This window comes from Paenibacillus septentrionalis, assembly GCF_042659865.1.
GTDB classification, from domain to species: Bacteria; Bacillota; Bacilli; order Paenibacillales; family Paenibacillaceae; genus Pristimantibacillus; species Pristimantibacillus septentrionalis.
In genome coordinates, this window is the sequence record NZ_JBHSTE010000009.1 from 64,666 (window position 1) to 75,335 (window position 10,670).

At 43.9% G+C, this 10,670-nt stretch carries 11 protein-coding genes; 8 read left to right on the forward strand and 3 right to left on the reverse strand.

Translation table 11 applies throughout. The features are described from left to right. Positions 1-132: 132 nt before the first annotated feature. Complete coding sequence (locus tag ACFP56_RS20745; protein ID WP_379238233.1) at positions 133-828, forward strand: phosphoadenylyl-sulfate reductase; 696 nt, start codon at positions 133-135, stop codon at positions 826-828. A gap of 144 nt (positions 829-972) precedes the next feature. On the opposite strand, the gene ACFP56_RS20750 is transcribed toward ACFP56_RS20745, so the two are convergent. After that, complete coding sequence (locus ACFP56_RS20750; RefSeq protein WP_379238235.1) at positions 973-1,992, reverse strand: LacI family DNA-binding transcriptional regulator; 1,020 nt, start codon at positions 1,990-1,992, stop codon at positions 973-975. A 256-nt stretch (positions 1,993-2,248) separates the two neighbouring features. Here ACFP56_RS20750 and cysD point away from each other — a divergent pair, with 256 nt between their 5' ends. From cysD to ACFP56_RS20770, 4 genes are all read left to right on the forward strand, one after another. Then, positions 2,249-3,145 (forward strand): sulfate adenylyltransferase subunit CysD, encoded by an 897-nt coding sequence (gene cysD, locus ACFP56_RS20755; protein ID WP_379238237.1) that lies wholly within the window; start codon positions 2,249-2,251, stop codon positions 3,143-3,145. Then, positions 3,145-4,749, forward strand: a complete 1,605-nt coding sequence (locus tag ACFP56_RS20760; RefSeq protein WP_379238239.1) for a sulfate adenylyltransferase subunit 1 — start codon at positions 3,145-3,147, stop codon at positions 4,747-4,749. Before cysD ends, ACFP56_RS20760 begins: the two co-directional genes overlap by 1 nt. Before the next feature lie 292 nt (positions 4,750-5,041). After that, positions 5,042-5,809, forward strand: coding sequence for an N-acetylmuramoyl-L-alanine amidase CwlD (gene cwlD, locus ACFP56_RS20765; protein WP_379238241.1), 768 nt, complete (start codon positions 5,042-5,044; stop codon positions 5,807-5,809). A 101-nt stretch (positions 5,810-5,910) separates the two neighbouring features. Then, positions 5,911-6,999: an Mrp/NBP35 family ATP-binding protein gene (locus ACFP56_RS20770; protein ID WP_379238243.1), complete on the forward strand. Its 1,089-nt coding sequence runs from the start codon at positions 5,911-5,913 to the stop codon at positions 6,997-6,999. Between the two features lie 92 nt (positions 7,000-7,091). Here the strand turns inward: ACFP56_RS20770 and gerD are convergent, their stop codons facing one another. Further along, complete coding sequence (gerD, locus tag ACFP56_RS20775) at positions 7,092-7,796, reverse strand: spore germination lipoprotein GerD (RefSeq protein ID WP_379238245.1); 705 nt, start codon at positions 7,794-7,796, stop codon at positions 7,092-7,094. Between the two features lie 145 nt (positions 7,797-7,941). Between gerD and ACFP56_RS20780 the strand changes: the two genes are divergently transcribed. Next, the gene (locus ACFP56_RS20780) at positions 7,942-8,565 is read left to right on the forward strand and encodes a KinB-signaling pathway activation protein (RefSeq protein WP_379238247.1); all 624 of its coding nucleotides are present in this window, start codon (positions 7,942-7,944) and stop codon (positions 8,563-8,565) included. A 64-nt stretch (positions 8,566-8,629) separates the two neighbouring features. On the opposite strand, the gene pdaB is transcribed toward ACFP56_RS20780, so the two are convergent. Continuing rightward, positions 8,630-9,394, reverse strand: coding sequence for a polysaccharide deacetylase family sporulation protein PdaB (gene pdaB, locus ACFP56_RS20785; protein ID WP_379238249.1), 765 nt, complete (start codon positions 9,392-9,394; stop codon positions 8,630-8,632). Between the two features lie 101 nt (positions 9,395-9,495). Between pdaB and ACFP56_RS20790 the strand changes: the two genes are divergently transcribed. Then, the gene (locus ACFP56_RS20790) at positions 9,496-10,128 is read left to right on the forward strand and encodes a stage II sporulation protein M (RefSeq protein WP_379238251.1); all 633 of its coding nucleotides are present in this window, start codon (positions 9,496-9,498) and stop codon (positions 10,126-10,128) included. A 114-nt stretch (positions 10,129-10,242) separates the two neighbouring features. Further along, a complete protein-coding gene (locus ACFP56_RS20795; RefSeq protein ID WP_379238253.1) occupies positions 10,243-10,464 on the forward strand; it encodes a hypothetical protein in 222 nt (73 codons plus the stop codon). Positions 10,465-10,670: the final 206 nt, after the last annotated feature.

Consider the following 10,670-nt stretch of genomic DNA (forward strand, 5'->3'; position numbering starts at 1 on the left):
AGGAAGTTTAACTAATATATTATTGCAGGTAATTGAATAATAGTAGTCGTTATTTATTGAAGTATCAGTTATAAGAGGCTATAATGAATTCAGCGTACCATTATCAATGTTGATAAATGCGAGGTGAATAGTATGAATTTAATCGAAAAAGAACAATTGATCGCAGAACAGGCAGTTGCTTTAGAGTCTGCTAGTGCGGAAGACGTTATTAAATTCGCAGTTGAAACATTTCCAAACATTACATTTGCCTGCAGTTTTGGAGCGGAGGATGTTGTAATTGTAGATATGCTGCAACGGATTAGTCCAAAGACAGATATCTTCTACCTGGATACAGATTTCCATTTTAAGGAAACGTATGAAACAAGAGATCGTCTAATCGAGCGTTATCCAGGAATTCCATTCGTAGAAGTTAAGCCGCTTCTTACACCAGAAGAGCAAGCGGAAAAGCATGGCGATCAGCTATGGATTACGGATGCCAACGCGTGCTGTAATATCCGTAAGGTTGAGCCGCTAACTAGGACTCTTATGAAGTACGAAGCTTGGATTACGGGTATTCGCCGTGATCAGGCCCCAACTCGTGCAAATGCGAAAAAAATCGAATACGATACAAAATTCGGTTTGGTTAAGTTTAATCCGATTGCAGGTTGGACCAATGAGGATGTATGGAACTATATCCGCAATAATAATGTGATATATAACCCACTTCATGACAACAACTATCCAAGCATTGGCTGCGAGTATTGTACACGTCAGGTTATGCCTGGTGAAGATCCACGTGCCGGAAGATGGGCGGGCCAAGAAAAGACAGAATGTGGCTTGCACAAATAAGCTGTAATGAACTATAGGTCGACTCTTGACGATAATGAAGCCCTAATTATGATCCGGTGCATCTTTGCTCGGGAAAATAACTAGGGCTATTTATATTTATATAGATGGAGCTGACCTTTTTTTGTGGGAGAATGACTACTTATGTTAAAGGGATGCTACGCTTTCCCGAACGACCAGCTTATTGGGCAAGTACATTTTAACAGGCAGCTTATGGCGCTTGTTCATACGATCCACTAATAGCTGGACCGCCCACTTACCCATTTCCACAATCGGCATGCCTACTGTAGTGAGCATCGGCGAAACATACCCTGACAGCTCTATATTATCCATGCTTATAAGCGATAACTGCTCGGGAACCTTGATCTGTACCTCTGTAAACCGGCGCAGTGCAGCAATCGCTGTAATATCTGTTGCGCAAAAAACGGCTGTAGGCAAGGGGGATGCATGAGCCAACAGCTTTTTTGCTCCCTCATAGCCGCCAGGCCCGTTTTGTGGACAATGACTTACCCAATTATCATTATAGGTTAGCCCATACGCAGAAAGTGTGTCGCAATAGGCTTCATACCGCACCTCGTTATTCGTTTCACCGATATATCCAATATGAGAATGTCCCTTTTCGATTAAATGCTTAATTGCGATCTGCGTTGCTTCATATCCGTCACAGATGACCTGATCGCAGTTAGCGTCAATGACATTGCGTCCGACATAGAGAAGATTGCTGTAATGCTTCTTTAGGAAGTTCATGCTGTCATTGCTGAAGCGCCCCAATATGATGGCGCCGTCTGTACGGGCTGCTTCAATCTGATCGAGCAGCGCAGCTCGTTCAATATCAAACAAAGAGTAGGATAAATAGATAGCATAACCTAATTCCAGCGCTTGCTGCTCGATTGCACGGGACATTTGAGCGAAAAATGGATCGTCGTCCAGCTGACGGGTTCGTCCTAATATGCAAGTAATGGAAGGCGGTGTAGATCCGGGTGAGCCTTGCTTGCCCAGCTTAAGCTCACGCGCGCTCTGATTGGGTACATATCCGATTTCTTTTGCGATGCGCCAAACTCGATCGCGAACCTCCTTGGTTGCAAAGCTGTTGTCAGGAGAATTCAATATGCGCGATACCGTCGAGATCGAGACCTCTGCCATTGCTGCGATTTGCTTTAAAGTCATACGCTGCCTCCTTCATAAGAGATATCTTACATAAATATGGTATCTTTATGATAGCGCCTTTCTACGCAAAACAAAAGCTGAGTTTGCGCAAAATTCACGCAAACAATCTATAGCGAACAAGTGAAACGTTTGCGTAATAAATTCTAGTATTCCGATCAGGAATAAAATATAATGAATAAAAATGAAACTAGACGATGTCTGATTATTAATGATACGAACAGCAGCTATATAAATTAGCATAATAGGAGTGATATACATGTCGCTGACACACTTAGATAAACTTGAGGCTGAGGCGATTTACATTTTTCGTGAGGTTGCCGCAGAATGTGAGCGTCCGGTCATGCTGTACTCGATCGGTAAGGACTCATCTGTCATGCTTCACTTGGCTATGAAGGCCTTCTACCCTGAAAAACCGCCGTTTCCACTACTTCAAATTGATACGAGCTGGAAATTCCGTGAAATGATCGCATTCCGCGACCGTCGTGCGGAGGAGTTGGGTGTCAATCTTATTGTACATCGCAATGAGGCAGCTATTGCTCAGGGCATTAATCCGTTCGACCATGGAGCGGCATATACCGATATTATGAAAACGCAGGCGCTGAAAGAGGCGTTAACGAAGTATCAGTTTACGGCTGCTTTTGGTGGTGGTCGTCGAGACGAGGAGAAATCGCGTGCGAAGGAGCGCATCTTCTCATTCCGTAATGAACAGCATACTTGGGATCCTAAAAACCAACGTCCAGAAATGTGGAAGCTGTACAATACGCGCATCCATAAGGGTGAAAGCATGCGTGTATTTCCAATTTCTAACTGGACGGAAAAAGATATATGGCAATACATTCAGCGCGAAAACATTGAAATCGTGCCTTTATATTTTGCTGCTGAGCGTCCAGTCGTTTATCGTGACGGCAACATCATTATGGTGGATGATGAGCGGATGAGACTGCTGCCGGGTGAAACTCCCCAGATGAAGAAAGTGCGTTTCCGTACATTAGGGTGTTACCCTCTAACAGGCGGGGTCGAGTCAGAGGCTGATACGCTTGATGAAGTGATTGCCGAGACGCTATCGGCAACAACTTCCGAGCGTACAAGCCGTGTTATTGACAAGGAAGCCGCTGGCAGTATGGAGCGACGCAAACGGGAGGGGTATTTCTAATGAGTCACACAGAGAGCAGTCTTCTGAAGTTTATTACGTGCGGTAGTGTTGATGATGGAAAATCAACGCTAATTGGACATATCCTATATGATTCGAAAATGCTATATGCCGATCAGGAGCAGGCGCTTATGCTGGACAGTCAGGTTGGCAGCCGAAACGGAGCAATCGACTACTCGTTGCTGCTAGACGGCTTAATGGCAGAGCGTGAGCAAGGGATTACCATTGATGTGGCATACCGTTACTTCAATACAGAGCGCCGCAGCTTTATCGTTGCGGATACGCCAGGGCATGAGGAATATACCCGAAATATGGCCGTAGGTGCAGCGTTTGCTGATTTGGCTGTTATCTTGATGGATGCGACGCAAGGTGTTCTCGTACAAACACGACGTCACGCACGCATTTGTGCACTAATGGGAATTAAACACTTTATATTTGCTGTAAACAAAATTGATTTGGCTGGCTACGATGAGCAGCGTTTTCTTAACATTTGTAACGATATTGAACAGCTCCGTACTGAACTGGGCTTGGAGAATGCAGTCATTATTCCTGTTTCGGCTACAGAGGGAGATAACGTCACACAGCGTTCCGCTAATATGAAGTGGTATGATGGCCCAACGCTGCTTGAGCATTTGGAAACGGTAGATATTTCTGCTGATGTCGTAGAGCGTGGCTTCTATATGCCGGTGCAGCGCGTAAGCCGTCCGGATCATAGCTTCCGCGGTTTCCAAGGTCAGATTGAAGCAGGTCAGATTTCTGTAGGCGATACGGTTTCGATTTTGCCAAGTGGTGAATCGGCAATTGTAAAATCGCTTCATATCGGTGATGTATCTGCGGACGTTGCGATTACAGGTCAGCCTGTAACGATTCAATTGGATCGAGAAGTTGACGTATCGCGTGGCTGCGTGTTGACGAATGATGCCAATCTTCAAACGGCTACTACATTCTCTGCTACATTACTGTGGATGGATGAGCAGCAGTTAGTTCCTGGTAAGGAATATTGGATCAAGGTCGGTACGAAGCTGCTTCCAGCATTGGTGACAGAGCTGCGCCATAAGGTAGATGTTAATAACGGTTCCTTGCAGCCAGCTACGACAGCTTATAAAAATGAATTGGTTGGCTGTGAAATCGTCGTTTCTGAGCCGCTCGTTGTCGATGAGTTTAAGCTGCATAAAACGATGGGTGGACTCATTTTGATTGATCGTGTTTCTCACGCTACAGCAGCGTGTGGAGTCATTGAATCAGTAGGTGCTCAAAACAAAGACGGTGTCGTATTGCAGGACGGTCATACAAAGCTGCAGGTTAATTTATTCGACAGCTTCTGGTTTGATCCAAACGTCAATATGGTTTTGCGTGAAAAGCATCCTGCTATTACTTTCAATAAAGGTGATGTACTGCCGCTGCAAGGTGATCAATGCCGTTATCCTGCAAATTTTGATGTGCAGTATGAAGCGGGCTATGCCAATATACGTGATGGCATCTTTACAGGCTTCGGTGATCGTGACTCGCAATTGCCATTGCTGGACATCAACGGATTGGAAGTAGGAGACAACACAGTTGCTGACTTTGGCCGCTATCGCAGCATTCTTGTTTCTGCAAAACGATAAACTGATCTTGTAGCAATTGTTATGCAAAACGCGTTCTTGCTGCAAAGCTGAAGCGGTAATAGCAAGCATGTCGGAAGCAGAGCATGTCTTCATCCAAAGTGTACACACTAAATTAAATTGAAACCTTTCAATTGCCATACAGGTGATTGAAAGGTTTTTTTATGGTGCGAATCTCAAGAGCGGGAAGACCATCTATTCCTAATCATAAATAGCTGCCTTGTCCCATATATATAGAAGGACCTGCTTGTTTTGGCTTGTACGTTCTATGACTATGGCTATGAGGTGGTTTTTTATGCGTAAATTTCGTCGGCGATTTATTGTATGGCTTTCTCCTAAAGGCAAGCTTCGCTTAATGGTTGGGCTATGCCTGGTGGTAACGGCAGCGTTATTGTTAAGCCGTACGCCACCTGTAAGCAGTACCTGGTCCACATGGAGCTTGCCTCTGTCAGGCATGACCATTGCAATAGATGCTGGTCATGGCGGCGTAGACGGTGGAGCAGTTAGTAAAAGTGGGGCAATAGAGAAGGACTTGAGCCTCTCCATTGCGCTGTACGTAAGAGATTATTTGCAAGAGGCGGGCGCAATCGTATTTATGACACGAGAGGGCGATTATGATCTGGCTAATGATGATACCAAATCATATAGCAGACGCAAAACCGAGGATCTTATGAAGCGGGTGTCTTTACTGCAGGAAAATAATCCGGATCTGCTGATTAGCGTGCATATGAACAGTATTCCTTCAGAAAAGTGGTCCGGCGCCCAAACGTTCTATCACAAGACCTCAATTAAGGAAAGTGAAGTGCTCGCCAAGTCAATTCAGGAGCAGTTAAAAATCAACCTTGAAAACACCAAGCGCGAGGCAGCTACTGTTGAGACCATCTACATTCTAAAAGCATTGCAGCATATTCCTGCAGCACTGGTTGAAGTTGGTTTTCTATCTAATCCGCAGGAATCCCAGCTGCTCGTTGATGCACAGTACCAACGAACCGTTGCCGCATCAATTTACAAAGGCATTCTACAGTATGTTACAGAGCAGCCTTCTGGCATAAAAACAGACTAGTAAATGTGAAAGTTTGTAGGAAAGGCTTCACTTCTGCCGATAAACCGCCTATGCTATACATAGTGGGATGAAAGCGCAGATCAAAAAAGGTGGGAATAGAGATGGCAATTACACGTGAGCAGGCAATTCAGACGATTGAATCGATACTCGCATCACAATACGGTGCGAATCAAATAAGCTTTCGAGATGTTATGGTACGCAACGATCAAGTTTCAGTAACGGTGCTAGGTGCTACCGAGGAACAGCAGGCTGCCATTGAAGCGGTATTGCTGGAGACATTAAAAGAGGCTGGTGCAACAGCGCTTTATTGCCGTTTTCGCAATGAGGGGGTCGCAGCGTCTCCTGCTGCCAAGGAGCAAGCTGGCGGACAATCTCAGGCTGCTGAGCAGAAGATTGAAGGGCATGGGGCGAATTTACAAAGCCCACTTCTGACCGAGCAAAGCAATGTGAAATTTATTGCGATTGCTTCGGGTAAAGGTGGAGTAGGTAAATCAACCGTTACCGTCAACCTAGCAACCGCGCTTGCGCGAAGCGGGAAGCGTGTAGGCATTATTGATGCTGATATCTATGGCTTTAGTGTGCCGGATATGATGGGTATCGAAGAACGGCCTGAGGTCGTAAATGATCGAGTGATTCCGATTGAACGTTTTGGTGTGAAGGTAATCTCGATGGGCTTTTTTGTCGAAGACAATAGTCCGATTGTGTGGAGAGGACCGATGCTTGGAAAAATGCTTCGCAACTTCTTTCAGGAGATCGAATGGGGCGAGCTGGATTATGTTTTGCTTGACTTGCCGCCGGGCACAGGTGACGTAGCGCTAGATGTTCATCAAATGATTCCACAAAGCAAAGAAATTATTGTAACGACACCACACGCGACGGCATCCTTTGTTGCTGCCCGTGCTGGGGCTATGGCAATCAAAACGAACCATGAAATTATTGGTGTTGTTGAGAATATGTCTTATTTTGAATCTAAACTAACAGGTGAGCGTGAGTACGTGTTTGGCAGAGGTGGCGGCGGCAAGCTTGCTGAAACGTTGCGTTGCGAGCTGCTGGCACAAATTCCGCTCGGACAACCAGAAAATCATCCGCTTGATCCGAATTTTTCACCTAGTGTATTTGCAGCGGACACACCAATTGGAACGCTATATCTTGAGCTTGCTGAAAAAGTGATTCATCATTGCGAGCAGTAAGAACGTAACGTAAATGCTTGAACATGATATATAATGAGAAAAGCTCCGCAGCTTAATGGTTACATCCCATTACAGCTGTGGAGCTTTTCGGTTTACGAACTCTTCTCGGAATCACCGCCGGCTTTTTCCTTAGATGATCCAGAATCATCACCGGATTGGCCACCAGATTCTCCGCCCTTATCCTGACCGCCTGATGCTGCTCCTTCGGCCTGAGGCTCAACTGCTAGCTCATCTGCCACGGCCTGCTTCATCAGGTCGAGCAGCTGCATTTTGAAAATTGGATTTTTTAATGATTCCTGCATCAAACTCATTAATTCCTTACGATACTCTGCGCCTTTTACAACTCGCAGTATCACCTTTTGCAGCTCCTCCGACTCAAATGCCGCTACGAGACCTTCCTGGTACTGCGGATCCTTTACTAATTCAACATGGAGATCTTTGTTTAATTCATTAACGGCTTTAGAGAATTCCCCGGCAAAGCGCGTATCGGTCATTAGAGATCGCAGAACTTTATCGTATTCTGGAGAAAGTATTACATCCTTGACAGCTAATCGTACTGCTTCCTGGTCTTGAACGTTAAGCATGGTTGAGCTTTGTGCGGTATAACCTGATTGGGCGCTCATCGATTCCTGTAAAGCTTTCTGAGCATCCTCCGTTTTCAGAATATCTATTACCATAGACTTCATATCCTTATAGGTCATTCCGGATGACTCGCCGCCACCACCACCGCCTGCGCCGCAGCTTGTTAATATGGTAATGGAGGCTATAAGTACAGACATCGTGATCAACTTGCGCATGATGAAACCCCCTTAAAAAGATGACTTGTACTAATATCATGCGCAATGTTCGCTGATTTATCATACAGCTTGTTAGCATTTTTGTGTGAACGTGGTAAAATACAGTAAGAATGCATCCAATTTATTTGCAGGAGGAATTTAAGCAGTGACACTTAGAAAATGGTTCTATTTATTTTGGACAACAATGGCTATAGGCGCTGGGGTATGTATGGCGACTGGATTGCTCATGTTGCTAACTGACCAGGATTTTGGATTTCTTGGATTTAAAGCTACTGGTTTTAATCTGCTAATGATGTTCCTTGCAGGAACGATGATCGGCGCATTTAGTCAAATGTGTTTTTTCGCTTACTTAACATTAAATTATATTGCACTCAGTGTGTTCCGTAAAAAGTACTTGTGGAATGCGCTTCAAGGGTATACGACGTTGTTCGGTGTTTTCTTATTAGGCTATGTATTGTATGAAGGTCGAATGAACAATTGGTTTCATTGGGTGCTTCCACTTGGGTTGCTGCTAGCTTCTCTGGCTGTCGCTTGGTTTAAAGTGAAGCAAACAAATCGCAGCGCCTTTATACCAACGATGTTTCTCATGTTTGTCGTAACTGCGATTGAGGCTTATCCTGCGATTCAGGGTGAAAATAGCGCCGGGACAATTATTTTTATGCTGCTGCCATTATTCGCATGTAATTTCTACCAAAACCATATCATGGCAAAGCTAACTGGAAGCCAAGCAGCCGCTTCTGCTGGAGCACCAGCAAAAACGGCTGTTTAACGAAGCATTTATGATAACGCAAGGCAGATCGATGCTTGCTTGAAGTTTACTGAATCAAGGTAAATTATGAGCTTGTAACAGATTGGCCTTGCGTTTCTGTTTGTGTAAGAAGTTCAGAAACGGATAAGAAGTCATATCCTTTATCGCGAAGCTGGTCAATAATGATCGGAAGAGCTAGATGCGTCTGTTTTGCCGAGTCGCTAGCATGCATCAAAATAATGTCGCCAGGATGTGCGCGTGAAATAACGCGGTCTGCAATTTTATCTGTACCGATGCTAAGCCAATCCATTGAATCGGTATCCCATTGAATCACTTGATATTGAAGCTCGCTGGCAATTTTGAGAACGCGCTTGTCGAAGTCACCATTCGGCAAGCGAATCAAATTCGGGCTTTTGCCTGTAACCTCTGATATAATACTATGTGCTGTAGTGATCTGGCTGCGTATTTCGTCATCTGTAAGTGTGGAGTAATTATCATGCTTATGACCGTGGCTGCCGATTTCATAGCCGGCGTCTTGAATCTTTTTTACAAGCTCAGGATGCTGCTGACTCCATACAGAGGATACGAAGAACGTGGCTGCGGTGACATTTTTTTCTTTTAACACCTCAAGAATTGGTTCGAGGCGCTTGTCCCCCCAGCTAATATCGAACGTTAATGCTACAACATTGCGTTCTGTAGGGACGTTGTAGATCGCTACTGGCTGTTGAGGTGAAAATACAGTAATGTTGTCTCGCTCGGTGTAAATCACGCCGACTGCAAACACAAGAGCGATGGTGAGGAAGAAGTACTTTTTTATTTTGCTGGCTGAAAAAACGAAAAATGCATTCATGAATTATTAACTCCTCTCTATTGGCCGTTGGCAGATGTTATTAGTACAATCTATGCTCGTACAAAAAAGTTATTCTATGTTTATTTGAAGAGGTGGACAAAATGTTTAAGCTACAAAGTGTTTGGCAGGATTTAAAAGGCACCAAGCAATTTATACTTATTGCCACGCTAATTTTTGCAATCAGTATCTATATAGGTTTGACTAACGAGAATTTTGCACGTTTTTTGGATACTCAGATGGCTGCAATGGGAGAACTGGTGCAACAAATTGATAAAAGCAGCAATCCAACATTGTCTATGCTGGTGTTTATTTTCTTCAATAATGCAATCAAGTCAGTGTTGGTTATGTTCCTGGGGGCTTTTTTCGGCATTGTTCCAATATTTTTTCTTGTGATAAATGGGATGCTGATTGGATATATTGTTAAGCTTACTGTAGATGGGCAAATCGCAATTTCATTGTTCGACCTTATTGTGAAGACATTGCTGCCGCATGGCATATTAGAGATTCCTGCTCTTATTCTTGTTGCAGCATACGGACTGCGGTTAGGAAAACTACTATTTCATACAATGGGGGCTTTGCTTACGAATCATAAGAAGCTGGACGACATTGGCTCTGACTACAAAGAAACCTTAAAGCGCTGTGGGGTAATGGCGCTATATGCAACCATTGTACTTTTTATAGCCTCTATTATAGAAAGCACGTTTACAATGTGGCTTGCTTCGACAATAAATTAAGTGGTCGGCAAGGTATAAAAAAAGATCAATATTGACCATAACAATAAGACGATGATTAGCATCGTCTTTTTTTAATGTCAAATTGCGTAACAATTTTGAAGGAGGAGCTCATTCATGCTCGGAATGCTGTTTAATGATAGAGAATGCAAGGAACTAGACTATGTACTACGGAAGGAGCTTGATGAGATGCTTCTTGATTTGGGAGATAGTCGACTGGATGGAGAAATACGAAAATCGATAGCAAAGCGTTATAAAATCATCTTTAGGATGTATGCGCGTATTGCAACACCGAAACAATTATCAAAATACGCATTAAATGTTCGATCATTAAAGTAGAAAAAACCTTATATATCAAGGGGTTTGAGTATTATAACGAAAAAAAACAAAAAAAGTTTTGAAAAGGGGTTGCATAATAGGCGGCCCCTGTGATATATTATTTCTTGTCGCCGCGAGAGATCGCGAGACACACACGAAACAAAACGTTCGCGTTACAAAGTGATACGAACGGCATTGTTCCTTGAAAACTGAACAACGAGTAAGAA